The 15,506-nt window shown below is 71.4% G+C and carries 14 protein-coding genes; 8 read left to right on the top strand and 6 right to left on the bottom strand.

What is annotated here, in order from left to right:
* Positions 1 to 15: 15 nt before the first annotated feature.
* From ACFY01_RS28220 to ACFY01_RS28205, 4 genes are all read right to left on the bottom strand, one after another.
* Positions 16 to 624: a TetR/AcrR family transcriptional regulator gene (locus tag ACFY01_RS28220; RefSeq protein WP_390738581.1), complete on the bottom strand. Its 609-nt coding sequence runs from the start codon at positions 622 to 624 to the stop codon at positions 16 to 18.
* A 98-nt stretch (positions 625 to 722) separates the two neighbouring features.
* Entirely contained in the window at positions 723 to 1,265 is a 543-nt protein-coding gene (locus ACFY01_RS28215; RefSeq protein WP_390738530.1) for a hypothetical protein, read from the bottom strand.
* A 173-nt stretch (positions 1,266 to 1,438) separates the two neighbouring features.
* Entirely contained in the window at positions 1,439 to 1,732 is a 294-nt protein-coding gene (locus ACFY01_RS28210; RefSeq protein WP_234762221.1) for an MTH1187 family thiamine-binding protein, read from the bottom strand.
* Positions 1,729 to 2,079, bottom strand: a complete 351-nt coding sequence (locus tag ACFY01_RS28205; RefSeq protein WP_390738529.1) for a DUF3817 domain-containing protein — start codon at positions 2,077 to 2,079, stop codon at positions 1,729 to 1,731. Before ACFY01_RS28205 ends, ACFY01_RS28210 begins: the two co-directional genes overlap by 4 nt.
* Positions 2,080 to 2,360: 281 nt before the next feature.
* Between ACFY01_RS28205 and ACFY01_RS28200 the strand changes: the two genes are divergently transcribed.
* The 5 genes from ACFY01_RS28200 to ACFY01_RS28180 all read left to right on the top strand — a co-directional run bounded on the left by ACFY01_RS28200 (position 2,361) and on the right by ACFY01_RS28180 (position 6,716).
* Positions 2,361 to 3,995, top strand: coding sequence for an IS200/IS605 family accessory protein TnpB-related protein (locus ACFY01_RS28200; RefSeq protein ID WP_390738528.1), 1,635 nt, complete (start codon positions 2,361 to 2,363; stop codon positions 3,993 to 3,995).
* A gap of 55 nt (positions 3,996 to 4,050) precedes the next feature.
* A complete protein-coding gene (locus ACFY01_RS28195) occupies positions 4,051 to 4,683 on the top strand; it encodes an AIM24 family protein (protein ID WP_390738580.1) in 633 nt (210 codons plus the stop codon).
* 1 nt (position 4,684) lies between these two features.
* Positions 4,685 to 5,335, top strand: a complete 651-nt coding sequence (locus tag ACFY01_RS28190) for an AIM24 family protein (protein ID WP_390738527.1) — start codon at positions 4,685 to 4,687, stop codon at positions 5,333 to 5,335.
* A gap of 50 nt (positions 5,336 to 5,385) precedes the next feature.
* A complete protein-coding gene (locus tag ACFY01_RS28185) occupies positions 5,386 to 6,147 on the top strand; it encodes an AIM24 family protein (RefSeq protein ID WP_390738526.1) in 762 nt (253 codons plus the stop codon).
* 92 nt (positions 6,148 to 6,239) lie between these two features.
* On the top strand, positions 6,240 to 6,716 hold the full coding sequence (locus tag ACFY01_RS28180; protein WP_361454448.1) for a MarR family transcriptional regulator: 477 nt from the start codon (positions 6,240 to 6,242) through the stop codon (positions 6,714 to 6,716).
* Positions 6,717 to 7,493: 777 nt separating this feature from the next.
* Here the strand turns inward: ACFY01_RS28180 and meaB are convergent.
* Both meaB and ACFY01_RS28170 read right to left on the bottom strand, forming a co-directional pair.
* Positions 7,494 to 8,450: a methylmalonyl Co-A mutase-associated GTPase MeaB gene (gene meaB, locus ACFY01_RS28175; RefSeq protein ID WP_390738525.1), complete on the bottom strand. Its 957-nt coding sequence runs from the start codon at positions 8,448 to 8,450 to the stop codon at positions 7,494 to 7,496.
* A 39-nt stretch (positions 8,451 to 8,489) separates the two neighbouring features.
* Entirely contained in the window at positions 8,490 to 9,692 is a 1,203-nt protein-coding gene (locus tag ACFY01_RS28170; protein ID WP_390738524.1) for an acetyl-CoA C-acetyltransferase, read from the bottom strand.
* A gap of 149 nt (positions 9,693 to 9,841) precedes the next feature.
* Here ACFY01_RS28170 and mce point away from each other — a divergent pair, with 149 nt between their 5' ends.
* The 3 genes from mce to ACFY01_RS28155 all read left to right on the top strand — a co-directional run bounded on the left by mce (position 9,842) and on the right by ACFY01_RS28155 (position 15,505).
* Positions 9,842 to 10,282 carry a methylmalonyl-CoA epimerase gene (gene mce, locus ACFY01_RS28165; RefSeq protein ID WP_390738523.1) on the top strand — a complete coding sequence of 147 codons (441 nt, stop codon included), beginning with the start codon at positions 9,842 to 9,844 and terminating at the stop codon, positions 10,280 to 10,282.
* Between the two features lie 210 nt (positions 10,283 to 10,492).
* Positions 10,493 to 14,374 carry a polarized growth protein Scy gene (scy, locus tag ACFY01_RS28160; protein ID WP_390738522.1) on the top strand — a complete coding sequence of 1,294 codons (3,882 nt, stop codon included), beginning with the start codon at positions 10,493 to 10,495 and terminating at the stop codon, positions 14,372 to 14,374.
* A gap of 195 nt (positions 14,375 to 14,569) precedes the next feature.
* On the top strand, positions 14,570 to 15,505 hold the full coding sequence (locus ACFY01_RS28155) for a cellulose-binding protein (protein ID WP_132853419.1): 936 nt from the start codon (positions 14,570 to 14,572) through the stop codon (positions 15,503 to 15,505).
* Position 15,506 lies beyond the last annotated feature (1 nt).

The raw sequence follows: 15,506 nt of genomic DNA, 5'->3' as shown, positions 1-15,506 counted from the left end.
TCGGCTTTCGGTCGCCTACGCCTTCCGGGCCGTCCGGCGCAGATGGTGGCGGACCGCCCGCTGGGCGACGGGCCCGAGGTCCTCCAGGGCGGCCACGAGCGCGCCGAGCTGTTCCAGGGCGTCGAGGGCGGCGTGGGCGCCCGCCTCGTCCACGCCCTCGTACAGCTCGATGCCGACGAAGGACGCGGCGACCGCGCGGGCCAGGTCGGCGGGGTCGGTGAACTCACCGAACGGGGTCGCCGCGAGCACCCGCCTGAGGACCCGTTCTATCTCCGCGATCCACAGGTCGAGGCCCGCCGCCGTGGCCGGGCGCAGGGCCTCGTGCGTCTGCGCGCCGGCCAGCAGCTGACCGAGCAGGGCGACGTGGCCGCCGGCCCGTTCCTCTTCGTGGATCTCCCGGCCGACGGCGAGGAGCTCGGAGAGGGAGGACACGGACGCGAGCCGGGTACGGTGCCGGGCCACCGCGTTCTCCGCGCCGTACCGGCAGGCCGCCGCGAGGAGTTCGTCCACCGAGCCGAAGTGGTAGAAGACCAGCGCCTGATTGACCCCGGCCGCCGCCGCGACCGTACGGGCGGACGTCTTGGCGATCCCCTGTTCGGTGAGGACACGCAGGGCGCCCTCCAGGAGCTTGGTCCTGGTCTCCTGGGCCTTGCCCTGCGGTTTGGACTGGGCCTTGCCCTGTGGCTTGGGCTGTGGCTTCTGGGGCTTCGCCTGCTCCGGGCTCACGACCGGTTCCCCAGGGTGCGCAGGACGCACGGGCTGCCGACGGGCGGGGGCGGGGTGCGCCGGCAGCGGCGGGCGGCCGGGGTGCAGGACAGGGGCGCCTTGAAGAGGGCGAGGAAGACACCGACGACGAGGAGCAGCGGGCACAGGAAGGACACGGCGGCGCCGAGCGGACCGAAGAGGGGACTGGCGGGGCCGAGGCTCAGACCGGTGGCGCAGACGGTGAGCACCAGCGCGCGGACCACGAGCTCGGCCAGCCAGTTCCGGCGGGCCCGCTCCGGGGTGACGCCGAGCTCGGCCCACAGCCTCAGCCGGTCCAGGGACCAGGCCGTCGCCCACCCGCCGAGCGGGCGCGGCAGCAGCCGGTGGTCGTGGCCGACGAGGAAGCGGACGCCGTCGGCGTCGGGGACACAGCGCCAGTCGTCGACGAAGGCGAAGCGGGACGCCCAGCGTCGCCGCTGCGACGGTTCCTGGGTGCGTTCCCGGAGCTCGTCGAGATCGGCCCGTATGCGCGTCTCGATGTGGAGCGCTCGCAGCGCCATCGTCGTGTCCCCCTGTCGTCGGCAGGACCGGCCGTTTGAGCGACCGCTCAACCACCTGCCCAACGGAAGCTACACCTCTTTGAGCAGTCGCTCAAAGAGGTCGGTCAAAGAGGTGTGCGTGCGGGCGGACATGAGAAACCCCCGGCACGGGGCCGGGGGTTGGGCGGGCGGAGCTAGCCGGCCAGGTGCCGCTCGACCGTCTCGACCTTGGAGGTGAGGCCGTCGGTCACACCGGGACGGATGTCGGCCTTGAGTACCAGCGACACACGCGGGGCGCGTGCCTCGACGGCGGCGACGGCACGCTTGACGACGTCCATGACCTCGTCCCACTCGCCCTCGACGGAGGTGAACATCGCGTCGGTTCGGTTGGGCAGGCCCGACTCGCGGACCACGCGGACGGCGTCGGCGACGTACTCCCCCACGTCCTCGCCGACGCCGAGGGGCGTCACGGAGAAGGCGACGATCATGCGTTCACGACCCCTTCCTTGCGGGCGCGGGCGGCGATGACCGCGTCCTCGGCCTCACGGCGGAGCCTGCGCTCGGCGACGAAGCCACCGCCGGGGATGATCGAGTAGGCGAAGTACATGGCCCCCGTCCCCTTGGCCCACTTGGTGCGGTTCCAGGCGTCGAGCCAGAAGAGCACGTAGAGGATGAACAGCACGCCGTGGATCGGGCCCAGCACGGGGGCGACGTCGAAGCCGGAGGCGACCGTGTACTTGATCACCGTGCAGGACGCGAGCACGATCCAGGAGATGCCCTCCGGCACGGAGACCAGGCGCAGGCGGCGGATGGCGGAGGCTGTCTTGAGGTCCACGGGTCACCTTCGGTGGGAGAGTCGCTGACGACGCGGTCGCCTTGTGAACGGAAGCACAAGCTTCGCCCCATTGTGACAAACGACCGCCCGGCCTCCGCGAGAGGGGTGGCGAACTGCTGCTGCTTGACTGTGCTTGGGCGCGTTCTGGTGTGTATGAGTGAGCGCCTCGGGCACATCGTGCGCGCGCCTGGGTGTGGAACGCGAGTTCCTGCATCGAATGTGTGACCTTTGCGCGAGGTGTTCGTTGAGCGTCGTGACGGGTTCTTCGGCACGGGACGGGAATGGCGGTGGACAGGTTGCGTGTGGTGGCAGCTTCGTTCGTGGTGCCCGGCCCGTCCGGGGTGGCGATCCGCGACAGCCTCAAGGGCCTGACCGCACAGGATGATAAGATCCTGCGCCTGGTCGGTGACCTGCTCGGGTCCCTGGCCTCCCGCGACCTGAAGGCCCGCTGCGCCGCGGCCCTGGATCACGACAGTGATCAGTGGGCGGAGCGCAAACGTGTTCTGACCGGCGAGTCCTCCTCCCGCTGGGCGGGCAGCATCACCAAGGCCACGCACGACCAGTGGGCGCTGGCCAGGCGCGGTCAGCTCGCCCACGTCCACAACCTCCAGGCAGGCGTGGACACGACCACGCACCGGCTCTCGCTGCCGGTCGGGGCAAAGGGCTCCAAGGGCCGACCGGGCGGCTACCGCTCGAAGCAGGAGTGGTTCGCCAAGTCCCGACGCCTGCGCCTGCTCGAAGACCGGCTGGAACAGGAACGCGCCCAGTGCCAGGCCGGGCGCGTGCGGGTGGTGCGCGGCGGGCGGAAGCTGCTGCGCGCCCGGCACAACCTTCAGGCCGCGCACATGAGCGAGGCCGGATGGCGCCTGCGTTGGGGGGCGAAGCGCTGGTTCTGCCAGGCCGACGGCGAGTCCGGCAAGCGGTACGGCAACGAGACGATCCGGGTCAGTCCGGACGGTGAGGTGAGCATCAAACTGCCCGCGCCGCTGGCCCACCTGGCGAACGCGCCGCACGGCCGGTACGTGCTCGCCTGCCGGGTCGGCTTCCGGCACCGGGGCGAGCAGTGGGCCGACCGCGTGACCGCCAACCGTGCCGTGGCCTACCGCCTCCACCACGACATCGGCCGTGGCCGCTGGTACCTGACTGCCTCCTGGCAGAAGCCGCCGGTGACGATGGTGCCGTTGGAGGCCGTCCGCACCTCGGGGCTGGCCGGTGTGGACATGAACGCCGACCACCTGGCCGCCTGGCGCCTGGACACACATGGCAACCCGGTCGGTGAGCCCCGCAGGTTCGACTACGACCTGTCCGGCAGCGCACCGCACCGCGACGCCCAAATCCGGCACGCCCTGATCCGCCTGCTGCACTGGGCCAAGCGGCACGGCCTGGCACTCGCGATCGAGGACCTGGACTTCCAGGCGGAGAAGTCCCGGGAGAAGCACGGGCAGCGCAAGCAGTTCCGCCGGCTGATCTCCGGTATGCCCACAGCCAGGCTGCGGAGCAGGCTGGTGACCATGGCCGCGGAACTCGGCATCCCGCTGGTTGCCGTCGACCCGGCCTACACCAGCCGCTGGGGCGCCCAGCACTGGCAACGGCCCCTGACCACCACGACCCGCACCACCACACGCCACGAGGCCGCCGCCGTGGCGATCGGACGACGCGCCCTGGGACACCCGATCCGGCGACGGACGGCACCGCCCCCACCACACCGGAGTGATGCGGTGGGGCATCGGACCGTCCAGGCCGCATCAGGCGTCCCGGGGCGTGAGGGAACCCGCCCCCGCGTTCCCGGACCACGGACACGATCCGTCGGCGCCGGACGCGGAGCGAAAGCGGGCGACCAGCGTGCCCACAACCGCTCGGGGCACGCGGCTGAGCACGAGTCCTGGCACCAGGACTCACTCCCGCTCAGTCCCTAGTTCCAGGAACGGTCTGTCCGTCCCCTCTGTCCACCGCTACCTTCACTCCGTGGCGATGTTCCGACTTCAAGGAAGCAAGGTGCTCGCCGTCGACATGACCGGTGATGCCGTGAAGGCGAAGAACGGCTCCATGGTCGCGTACGACGGCCAGATGGCCTTCAAGAAGCTGAGCGGGGGCGGTGAGGGTCTGCGGGGGATGGTGACCCGGCGGCTCACCGGTGAGCAGATGACCGTGATGGAGGTGAAGGGCCACGGGACGTGCTGGTTCGCCGACCGGGCCTCGGAGATCAACCTCGTCGCCCTCCAGGGGGACAAGCTGTACGTGGAGTCGAGCAACCTGCTCGCGACCGACGCCGGGCTGCGCACCGGGACGACCTTCACGGGGCTGCGCGGCGCCTCCCAGGGCAACGGGCTGTTCACGACGACCGTCGAGGGGCACGGACAGGCGGCGATCACGTCCGACGGGCCGGCGGTCGTGCTCCGGGTCAGCTCCCAGTACCCGCTGATCGTCGACCCGGGCGCCTACATCGCCCATCAGGGGAACGTCCGGCAGTCCTTCCAGTCGGGTGTGAGCTTCCGCACCTTCCTGGGAGAGGGCGGCGGCGAGGCCTTCCAGATCCGGTTCGAGGGGGACGGGCTGGTGTACGTACAGCCGAGCGAGCGGAACACGATCGCGGGGGACGTGTGAGATGACGCTCCGCGAGATCAACTCCAAGATGGTGGAGGCCACAGTCGTGCCCGGGCAGCGGCTGTTCAGCCAGCGCGGCGCGATGCTCGCCTACAAGGGCGACGTCTCCTTCACGCCCAACATCCAGGGCGGGCAGGGCGGGATCATGTCGATGCTCGGGCGGCGCGTCGCCGGCGAGGCCACGCCCCTCATGACCGTGGAGGGCAGCGGCACCGTCTTCTTCGGGCACGGCGGCCACCACGTCCACGTCATCAACCTCTCCGGCGACACCCTCTACGTGGAGGCGGACCGGCTGCTGGCCTTCGAGGGCACCCTGCGGCAGGGGACGATGTTCATGGGCTCGCAGGGCGGGGTCATGGGCATGGTCCGGGGGCAGGTCACCGGGCAGGGCCTGTTCACCACGACCCTCCAGGGACAGGGGGCGGTGGCGGTGATGGCGCACGGCGGGGTCTTCGAGGTCCCGATCACACCGCAGCGGCCCGTCCACGTCGACCCGCAGGCGTACGTCGCCCATCACGGCGACGTACGCAACAAGCTGTCCACGGCTCTGGGCTGGCGCGACATGGTGGGGCGCGGCTCCGGCGAGGCGTTCCAGCTGGAGCTCAGCGGCAACGGCACGGTGTTCGTCCAGGCCTCGGAGGAGAAGCTGTGAGCGGGTACGGAACCCCCGGCGGGCCCGGCGGCCCCGTGGTGTACGACCCCATGACGCTGCCCGTCGACGACAACGTCAACAAGTACACGTTCTGCGTGGAGCTCAAGAGCGCCGAGTGGTTCCTCCAGAAGGGGAAGATGATCGCCTACTACGGGGCGATCGAGTTCAACGGGATCGGGCACGGGCGACTCGACCGACTTGTCCGTACGTCGTTCCATTCGCCTCTGCACGCGAGCGACTGGGTCGTGGCGTCGGGGTCGGGCAAGATGCTGCTCGCCGACCGGGCGTTCGACGTCAATTCATACGACCTGGACGACGGCAACCTGACCATTCGCTCGGGCAACCTGCTCGCTTTTCAGCCAAGTCTTGCTCTCAAGCAGTCGATCGTGCCGGGTTTTCTGACACTCATCGGAACCGGAAAGTTCGTGGCCGCATCTAACGGTCCGGTGGTGTTCATGGAACCCCCCATCCGGGTGGACCCGCAGGCGCTCGTCGGCTGGGCCGACTGCCCGTCGCCGTGCCACCACTACGACCACGGGTACCTCACGGGCGTAATGGGCGGTCTACGTGCGATGACAGGGCTCGGCGGGGCCTCCGGGGAGGAGCATCAGTTCGAGTTCGTGGGGGCCGGGACGGTGCTGCTCCAGTCGACCGAGACGCTGATGGCGGAGCAGGCGACGGGGGCGGTTCCGCAGCAGCCGGGCGTGCCCGGAGGTGGCGCGGGGGCACCGGATGGACACGGAGCGCAACCGTCGGCGGCACCGCGCCTTCCCGGACAGCTGGGGGACCTCCAGCGTCGCTTCGGGCTGTGAGCGGTAGTCTGCGGAGTGTGACATCGAACGCGTGCGCACAGTCACACCACCCTCACTAGTTCGCATTTCAACATTTTAGGTAGACTTCATTCATGGAGACCGAGACGGCCACGCGCTGGCTGACCGATGCGGAGCAGTGCGCCTGGCGCACCCACCTGGAGGTCAACAGGCTGTTGACGTACCAGCTCGAAAAGGACTTGCAGCCGTTCGGCCTGACGATGAACGACTACGAGATCCTGGTGAATCTGTCCGAGTCGGACGACGTACGGATGCGGATGAGCGACCTCGCGTCCGCGACCCTTCAGTCGAAGAGCCGGCTCTCGCACCAGATCACCCGTATGGAGAACGCGAACCTGGTCCGCCGCGAGAACTGCGAGTCGGACCGCCGCGGGCTCTATGCCGTCCTGACCGAGCACGGCATGGAGACGATGAAGAAGGTCGCCCCACATCATGTGGCGTCCGTCAGGAAGCACTTCATCGACCTGCTGTCGCCGGAGGCCCTGACGGAACTGGACAAGGCCCTGAAGCCCATCGCCGACCACCTGCGAGGCCAACGGGGACGCCCCTGACCTGACCGGGGGCGGTGCCAAGCGGCAGGCGGGTGTTCAGGTCTCGCCTGCCGCTTCGCTGCGCGGCACCAGCACCGGGGTGAGGAAGGCCCGGGCAAGGGCCCGGCGCCCGAGACGGGGCACGGGCTGAGCCCGGCCAGAAGCCAGGCGCAGCACCAGACGGAGCACAGCCGCGGCGCAGCCCGTGCAGGGGGCACCCCGCCAGGGCACCGGCGCCTGCCCCCGACCGGGACGCCGACGCAGGCCGACACGTGACCCAAGCCCCCGCCAGGGGACAGGCAACCGCGCCACAGGGAGTCCCTGCGCCCCGAGACGGGGCGCAGGGGCGCAGCCCCGCCAGGACGCAGAAACACAAAGCCCCGAACGGGGTGCAGGGGCGCGGCCCCACCAGAGTGCAGGGAGCAAAGCCCCGCCAGGGTGCAGGGAGCAAAGCCCCGCCAGAACCGGTAAGCACACCCCCCGGCTGTCCTGGGGCGCAGCCCTGCCAGGTGCAGGGGGCACAGCCCCACCGGGCTGCAGGGGCGCAGCCCTGCAGCGGCGTCAGGAGGCTAAGCCTCCGGGCGGGCGCAGAGGCGCAGCCCCCACCAGGGTCCAGGGGCGCAGCCCCGCCAGGGGGCAGGAGGCAAAAGCCCAGCCAGAACCGGTGAGCACACCCCCCGGCTGTCCAGGGGCGCAGCCCCGCCAGGGTGCAGGGGCGGAGCCCTCGGTGGGGTTGGAGGGGCGGAGCCCCTGGGATGGGGATGGGTAGGGGCGGCGGGGGCGAGGAACCGGTGGCGGTCAGCTCTCCGTCAGGCCCGCCACCAGCTCGTCCGCTGCCCGGTACGGGTCCAGCTCGCCGGCGACGATCCGCTCCGCGAGTGCGCCGAGGCGGCGGTCGCCGTGGAGGTCGGCGATGCGTTCGCGCAGGGCGGTGACGGCGATGGTCTCGACCTCGCGGGCGGCGCGGGCGCGGCGGCGCTCGGCGAGGACTCCGCGCTCCTCCATCCAGGCCCGGTGCTTCTCCAGGGCCTCGACGACCTCGTCGACGCCCTCCGCACGGGCGGCGACCGTCTTGACGATGGGCGGGCGCCAGTCGCCGGGGCCCCGGGACTCGCCGAGCCCCAGCATGTGGTTCAGCTCTCGAGCCGTCGCGTCCGCGCCGTCACGGTCGGCCTTGTTGACGACGTACACGTCACCGATCTCCAGGATGCCCGCCTTGGCGGCCTGGATGCCGTCGCCCATGCCCGGGGCCAGGAGGACCACCGAGGTGTCCGCCTGGGAGGCGATCTCCACCTCCGACTGGCCGACGCCCACCGTCTCGACCAGGACCACGTCGCAGCCCGCCGCGTCCAGCACACGGATCGCCTGCGGGGCCGCCCAGGCCAGACCGCCCAGATGGCCGCGCGTGGCCATGGAGCGGATGTAGACGCCGGGGTCGGAGGCGTGGTCCGACATGCGGACCCGGTCGCCGAGCAGCGCGCCGCCCGAGAAGGGCGAGGAGGGGTCCACCGCGAGGACCCCCACCCGTTTGCCCTGTTTGCGGTACGCGGTCACCAGCGCCGACGTGGACGTCGACTTGCCGACGCCCGGGGAGCCGGTGAGACCGACCACGTACGCGTTCCCGGTCAGCGGCGCCAGGGCCGCCATAACCTCCCTGAGCTGCGGAGACGCCCCCTCCACCAGGGAGATCAGCCGGGCCACGGCCCGCGGCCGGCCTTCCCTGGCCTGGGCCACCAGAGAGGAGACGTCCTGCATCACAGCTCCGTTCGCGAAAGGGACCTACAGAGAACGCGCTCAGGCCTTGGGCACGCGCACGATCAGCGCGTCACCCTGACCGCCGCCGCCGCACAGCGCCGCCGCGCCGACCCCGCCGCCCCGGCGCTTCAGCTCCAGGGCGAGGTGCAGGACCAGACGGGCACCGGACATGCCGATCGGGTGGCCGAGGGCGATGGCGCCGCCGTTGACGTTCACCTTTTCCGTTGACACCCCGAGGTCCTTCATTGACTGCACCGCGACGGCGGCGAAGGCCTCGTTGATCTCGATGAGGTCGAGGTCGGAGACCTCCAGGCCCTCCTTCTTCAGCGCGTGCAGGATCGCGTTGGACGGCTGCGACTGCAGGGAGTTGTCCGGGCCCGCCACATTGCCGTGCGCGCCGATCTCGGCGATCCAGTCCAGGCCCAGCTCCTGCGCCTTGGCCTTGCTCATGACGACCACGGCCGCGGCGCCGTCGGAGATCTGCGAGGCGGAGCCGGCGGTGATGGTGCCGTCCTTGGCGAAGGCGGGGCGCAGCTTGCCCAGGGACTCCGCCGTGGTGTCGCCGCGGATGCCCTCGTCCTTGCTGAAGACGACGGGCTCGCCCTTGCGCTGCGGGATCTCGACCGGGGTGATCTCGGCCTCGAAGACGCCGTTCTTCTGCGCGGCGGCGGCCCGCTGGTGGGACAGGGCGGCGATCTCGTCCTGCTCGGGGCGCTTGATGCCGAGCCGCGTGTTGTGCTTCTCCGTGGACTCGCCCATGGCGACGCCCTCGAAGGAGTCGGTCAGGCCGTCGTACGCCATGGCGTCGAGCATCTCGACGGCGCCGTACTTGAAGCCCTCCCGGGACTTGGGCAGCAGATGGGGGGCGTTGGTCATGGACTCCTGGCCGCCGGCGACGACGATGTCGAACTCACCGGCGCGGATCAGCTGGTCCGCGAGGGCGATGGCGTCGAGGCCGGACAGACACACCTTGTTGACGGTGAGCGCCGGGACGCTCATCGGGATGCCCGCCTTGACCGCGGCCTGCCGCGCCGGGATCTGGCCCGCTCCGGCCTGGAGCACCTGGCCCATGATCACGTACTGCACCTGGTCGCCACCGATCCCCGCACGGTCGAGGGCGGCCTTGATCGCGAAGCCGCCCAGATCGGCCCCGGAGAATGACTTGAGCGAGCCGAGCAGCCGCCCCATCGGGGTACGGGCACCCGCGACGATGACGGAGGTCGTGCCGTTCGATGCTGACATGAGGTGGAATCCCCTTCCAGCTGCACAAAGCTGAGGAGTGAACGAGGGTTTACTTCGAATGTACTGACCGGTACTGCACCCCGTCACCCGGCCGTCGGTGTGATCGCGCGCACGTTGCGTAACCATCCCAGGAGCGCTCCACTAACACCATGCTGACGCGAATCGACCACATCGGGATCGCCTGCCACGACCTCGACGCGACCGTCGAGTTCTACCGGGCCACGTACGGCTTCGAGGTGTTCCACACCGAAGTCAACGAGGAGCAGGGCGTGCGCGAGGCCATGCTCAAGATCAACGAGACGTCCGACGGCGGCGCCTCGTACCTCCAGCTGCTCGAACCGACCCGCGAGGACTCGGCGGTCGGCAAGTGGCTGGCGAAGAACGGCGAGGGCGTCCACCACATCGCGTTCGGTACGGCCGATGTCGACGCCGACGCCGCGGACATCCGGGGGAAGGGCGTACGCGTTCTGTACGAGGAGCCACGACGTGGCTCCATGGGGTCGCGGATCACCTTCCTGCACCCCAAGGACTGCCATGGGGTACTGACAGAACTCGTCACATCCGCGCCTGTTGAGTCACCTGAGCACTGACCCTCGTACATGGAGGCCGGTAGGGTTGGGGGCGGTCGTCCCGGAAACGGAGACGACCGCATGCCGGGGTCCGGGTTTCGGGGGACGAGCGTCGGGGCAGTAGCCCATGCTCCGCCGTTGATCTGACACCATTCCCCGGGGGCCCCGTTCGGCGGATGGACGGAGCTCGTTTGATCAGGCACGCGACCAGGGGACGGATGGGACCGCGCAGTGCGGGGCTACGAGAGCCAGGAGCGAGAGCCGGCGGCTGACGTCGACCACCTCTCTCGGTTCGAGGCCGAGATGAAGCGGCTGAAGACCGAGCGGGAAAAGGCGATCCAGCATGCCGAGGACCTCGGCTACCAGGTCGAGGTGCTGCGCGCCAAGTTGCACGAGGCGCGGCGCACCATCATGTCCCGGCCCGATTTCGCCGGCGGCGACCTCGGCTATCAGGCCGAGCAGTTGCTGCGCAACGCCCAGATCCAGGCCGACCAGCTGCGCCAGGACGCCGAACGGGAGCTGAGCCAGGCCCGCGCCCAGACCCAGCGCATCCTCCAGGAGCACGCCGAGCAGGCGGCCCGGCTCCAGGCCGAGCTGCACGCGGAGGCCGTGGCCCGGCGCCAGCAGCTGGACCAGGAGCTCGCCGAGCGGCGCCAGACGGTCGAGTCGCACGTCAACGAGAACGTGGCGTGGGCGGAGCAGTTGCGGGCGCGTACGGAGGCCCAGGCCCGCCGGCTCCTCGAGGAGTCCCGCGCCGAGGCCGAGCAGGCCATGGCCGCCGCCCGCGCCGAGGCCGAACGGCTGACCGCGGAGGCCCGGCAGCGGCTCCAGAGCGACGCCGAGGCGGCCCGCGCGGAGGCCGAGCAACTCCTGCGCCGCGCCCGCACGGACGCCGAGCGGCTGCTGAACGCCGCCTCCACCCAGGCGCAGGAGGCCACCGACCACGCCGAGCAGCTGCGCAGCTCCACCGCGACGGAGTCCGACGCGGCCCGCCGCCAGGCCGGTGAGCTGAGCCGGGCCGCCGAGCAGCGCATGGCCGAGGCGGAGGACGCCCTGCGCAAGGCGCAGACCGAGGCCGAGAAGCTGGTCACGGAGGCCAAGGAGGCCGCGGCCAAGGCGCTCTCCAGCGCCGAGAGCACCAACGAGCAGCGCACTCGCACGGCCAAGGAGCAGGTCGCCCGGCTGGTCGAGGAGGCCACCAAGGAGGCCGAGAACACCAGGACCGAGGCCGAGCAGCTGGTCGCGGACGCCCGCGCGGAGGCCGAGAAGATCGTCGCGGAGGCCGCCGAGAAGGCCCGCTCGCTCACCGCCGAGGAGAGCGCGACCCAGCTGTCCAAGGCGGCGAAGACCGCCGAGGACGTGCTGAACAAGGCGGCCGAGGAGGCCCGGAACACCACCAAGGCCGCGGCCGAGGAGGCCGAGCGGATCCGCCGCGAGGCCGAGACCGAGGCGGACCGGCTGCGCGGCGAGGCGCACGACATCGCCGAGCAGCTCAAGGGTGCGGCGAAGGACGACACCAAGGAGTACCGCGCCAAGACGGTCGAGCTCCAGGAGGAGGCCCGTCGGCTGCGCGGAGAGGCCGAGCAGCTGCGTTCCGACGCGGTCGCCGAGGGCGAGCGCATCCGCGCCGAGGCCCGGCGTGAGGCCGTGGTGCAGATCGAGGAGGCGGCCAAGTCCGCCGAGGAGCTGCTGGCCAAGGCGAAGGCGGACGCGGACGAGCTGAGGCAGAAGGCCACGACGGACAGCGAGAAGGTCCGTACGGAGGCCATCGAGCGGGCGACGACGCTGCGCCGGCAGGCCGAGGAGACCCTGGAGCGTACCCGCGCGGAGGCCGAGCGCTCCCGCGAGGAGGCGGTGGAGCTCGCCGAGACCATCACCTCGAACGCCGAGCAGGCCGCGCGCGAGCTGCGCGAGGAGGCCGAGCGGGCGGCCGAGGCCCGGCAGGCGGAGGCCGCCGACGAGCTGAGCCGGCTGCACCAGGAGGCGGAGGCGCGGCTCGCGTCCGCCGAGCAGGCCCTGACGGACGCCCGTGAGGAGGCCGCGCGGATCCGCCGGGAGACCGGCGAGGAGACCGACCGGTTGCGCGCGGAGGCCGCCGAGCGGATCCGTACGCTCCAGCAGCAGGCGGAGACGGAGGCCGAGCGGCTGCGGGACGAGGCCGCGTCCGACGCGTCCGCGTCCCGGGCCGAGGGCGAGGCCATCGCCGTACGCCTGCGGTCGGACGCCGCAGCCGAGGCCGAGCGGCTGAAGTCGGAGGCCCAGGACACCGCCGACCGGGTGCGGGCCGAGGCGCAGGCCGCCGCCGAGCGGCTGGCCACGGAGGCGTCCGAGACGCTGGCCGCCGCCCAGGAGGAGGCCGCCCGCCGTCGCCGCGAGGCCGAGGAACTGCTCGGTTCCGCGCGCGCGGAGGCCGACCAGGAGCGTGAGCGGGCCCGCGAGCAGAGCGAGGAACTGCTGGCCTCCGCGCGCCGGCGCGTGGAGGACGCGCAGGCCGAGGCGGTCCGGCTGGTGGAGGAGGCCGACCGGCGCGCCACCGAGATGGTGTCGGCGGCCGAGCTCCACGCCCAGCAGGTACGGGACTCCGTCGCCGGGCTGCACGAGCAGGCGCAGGAGGAGATCACCGGTCTGCGCTCCGCCGCCGAGCACGCGGCGGACCGTACCCGGCGGGAGGCCGAGGAGGAGGCGGACCGGGTCCGCGCCGACGCGTACGCCGAGCGGGAGCGGGCGAGCGAGGACGCGGGCCGGCTGCGCCGCGAGGCGCAGAACGAGTCGGAGGCCGCCAAGGCGCTGGCCGAGCGGATGACGGCGGAGGCGATCGCCGAGGCGGAGCGGCTGCGTACGGAAGCGGCGGCGCACGCCCAGCGGGTGCGGACGGAGGCGTCGGACGCGCTGGCCGAGGCCGACCAGTCCGCGGCGCGCGCCCGTGCGGAGGCCCGGGAGGACGCCAACCGGATCCGTTCGGACGCCGCGACGCAGGCGGACACGCTCATCACCGAGGCGCGCAACGAGGCCGAGCGGCTCCAGACGGAGACGATCGCCGAGGCGGAGCGGCTCCAGTCGGAGACGGCCGCCGAGGCCGACCGGGTGCGGGCCGAGGCGGTGGCCAAGGCCGAGAAGCTGATCGCGGACGCCTCCGGTGACGCGGAGCGGCTGCGGGCCGAGGCGGCCGAGACGGTCGGGTCCGCGCAGGCGCACGCGGAGCGGATCCGCAGCGAGTCGCAGCGGGTGAAGGCGGACGCGGAGGAGCAGGCCGAGCGGATGCTGTCGGCCGCCCGCGAGGAGGCCGAGCGGACCCTGGACGAGGCCCGCAAGGACGCCAACAAGCGGCGTTCGGAGGCGGCCGAGCAGGTCGACACGCTGATCACGGAGACCACGGCCGAGGCCGACAAGCTGCTGACCGAGGCGCAGCAGCAGGCGCAGAAGACCACCGCGGAAGCCGAGGCGCAGGCCGACACGATGGTGGGCGTGGCCCGCCAGGAGGCCGAGCGCGTGGTGTCCGAGGCGCGGGTCGAGGGCAACGCGACGGTGGAGAAGGCCCGTACGGACGCGGACGAGCTGCTCGTCGGCGCCCGCCGGGACGCCACCGCGATCAGGGAGCGCGCGGAGGAGCTGCGCGACCGGATCACGGCCGAGATCGAGGGGCTGCACGAGCGGGCCCGCCGCGAGGCCGCCGAGACGATGAAGTCGACCGGCGACCGCTGCGACGCGCTCATCAAGTCCGCCGAGGAGCAGCACGCCAAGGCGCAGGCCAAGGCCAAGGAGATCGTCTCGGAGGCCAACTCCGAGGCGGGCAAGGTGCGTATCGCCGCGGTGAAGAAGGCGGAGGGGCTGCTCAAGGAGGCCGAGCAGAAGAAGGCCTCGCTCGTCCGGGAGGCCGAGGAGCTCAAGGCCGAGGCGATCCGCGAGGCGCGGCGGACGGTCGAGGAGGGCAAGCGCGAGCTGGAGGTCCTGGTGCGCCGGCGCGAGGACATCAACGCCGAGATCTCCCGTGTCCAGGACGTGTTGGAGGCGTTGGAGTCCTTTGAGGCCCCGTCGTCCGGGAAGGACGGCGGAGTCAAGGCGGGTGCCACCGTGGGGCCGCCTCGATCGGGTGGCAAGTCGTCAGACAGCTAGCGGACAGGGTGGGTTCTGATGCCTTCTGGGTACTTTGATCCCGTACCCGGCTTGATCATTTGCAAGTCGTCCGGGCGTCAGCCACTCAAAAGAGGTGTCATTCTCCAGATCAAACACGTATCCGCTCGATGACACACCGCTTCGGCCCCTAGGATTCGACCTATCACCTCACCGGTCTCATTCGACAGGAACCCCATGAGCGACACTTCCCCCTACGGCTTCGAGCTTGTGCGGCGTGGGTACGACCGCGCTCAGGTGGACGAACGGATCTCCAAGCTCGTCTCCGACCGTGACAGCGCTCTCGCCCGCATCACCGCTCTGGAAAAGCGCATCGAGGAGCTCCATCTCGAAACCCAGAACGCCCAGGCCCAGATCACCGACGCCGAGCCGTCGTACGCGGGTCTCGGCGCGCGGGTCGAGAAGATCCTCCGCCTCGCCGAGGAGGAGGCCAAGGATCTGCGTGAGGAGGCCCGGCGCGCGGCCGAGCAGCACCGCGAGCTCGCGGAGTCGTCGGCCCAGCAGGTGCGCAACGACGCGGAGTCGTTCGCCGCGGAGCGCAAGGCGAAGGCCGAGGACGAGGGCGTCCGGATCGTCGAGAAGGCCAAGAGTGACGCCTCGCAGCTGCGGGCCGAGGCGCAGAAGGACGCGCAGTCCAAGCGTGAGGAGGCGGACGCCCTCTTCGAGGAGACCCGCGCCAAGGCCGCGCAGGCCGCCGCCGACTTCGAGACGAACCTGGCCAAGCGCCGCGAGCAGTCCGAGCGCGACCTGGCCTCGCGTCAGCAGAAGGCGGAGAAGCGTCTCGCGGAGATCGAGCACCGCGCCGAGCAGCTGCGCCTGGAGGCGGAGAAGCTGCGCACCGACGCCGAGCGCCGTGCCCGCCAGACCGTCGAGACGGCGCAGCGCCAGGCCGAGGACATCGTGGCCGACGCCAACGCCAAGGCCGACCGCATCCGCTCGGAATCCGAGCGCGAGCTCGCGGCGCTCACCAACCGCCGCGACAGCATCAACGCCCAGCTGACGAACGTCCGCGAGATGCTCGCCACGCTCACGGGCGCCGCGGTGGCCGCGGCCGGTTCGCCGGCCGAGGACGAGCCGATCTCCCGCGGGGTCCCGGCCCAGCAGTCCCGGTAAC

The organism is Streptomyces sp. NPDC001480 (assembly GCF_042894725.1).
GTDB lineage: Bacteria > Actinomycetota > Actinomycetes > Streptomycetales > Streptomycetaceae > Streptomyces.
Note: the sequence above shows the minus strand (reverse complement) of the source record. Positions and strands in the feature narration are given on the sequence as shown.

What these genes read in the sequence shown, in the direction of transcription:
- ACFY01_RS28195 (WP_390738580.1), top strand. Translation starts at nt 4,051, where the DNA reads ATGTTCCGACTTCAAGGAAGCAAGGTGCTCGCCGTCGACATGACCGGT.
- ACFY01_RS28155 (WP_132853419.1), top strand. Translation starts at nt 14,570, where the DNA reads ATGAGCGACACTTCCCCCTACGGCTTCGAGCTTGTGCGGCGTGGGTAC.
- meaB (WP_390738525.1), bottom strand. Translation starts at nt 8,450, where the DNA reads ATGCAGGACGTCTCCTCTCTGGTGGCCCAGGCCAGGGAAGGCCGGCCG.
- ACFY01_RS28215 (WP_390738530.1), bottom strand. Translation starts at nt 1,265, where the DNA reads ATGGCGCTGCGAGCGCTCCACATCGAGACGCGCATACGGGCCGATCTC.
- mce (WP_390738523.1), top strand. Translation starts at nt 9,842, where the DNA reads ATGCTGACGCGAATCGACCACATCGGGATCGCCTGCCACGACCTCGAC.
- ACFY01_RS28180 (WP_361454448.1), top strand. Translation starts at nt 6,240, where the DNA reads ATGGAGACCGAGACGGCCACGCGCTGGCTGACCGATGCGGAGCAGTGC.
- ACFY01_RS28210 (WP_234762221.1), bottom strand. Translation starts at nt 1,732, where the DNA reads ATGATCGTCGCCTTCTCCGTGACGCCCCTCGGCGTCGGCGAGGACGTG.
- ACFY01_RS28190 (WP_390738527.1), top strand. Translation starts at nt 4,685, where the DNA reads ATGACGCTCCGCGAGATCAACTCCAAGATGGTGGAGGCCACAGTCGTG.
- ACFY01_RS28185 (WP_390738526.1), top strand. Translation starts at nt 5,386, where the DNA reads ATGACGCTGCCCGTCGACGACAACGTCAACAAGTACACGTTCTGCGTG.
- ACFY01_RS28170 (WP_390738524.1), bottom strand. Translation starts at nt 9,692, where the DNA reads ATGTCAGCATCGAACGGCACGACCTCCGTCATCGTCGCGGGTGCCCGT.
- ACFY01_RS28200 (WP_390738528.1), top strand. Translation starts at nt 2,361, where the DNA reads ATGGCGGTGGACAGGTTGCGTGTGGTGGCAGCTTCGTTCGTGGTGCCC.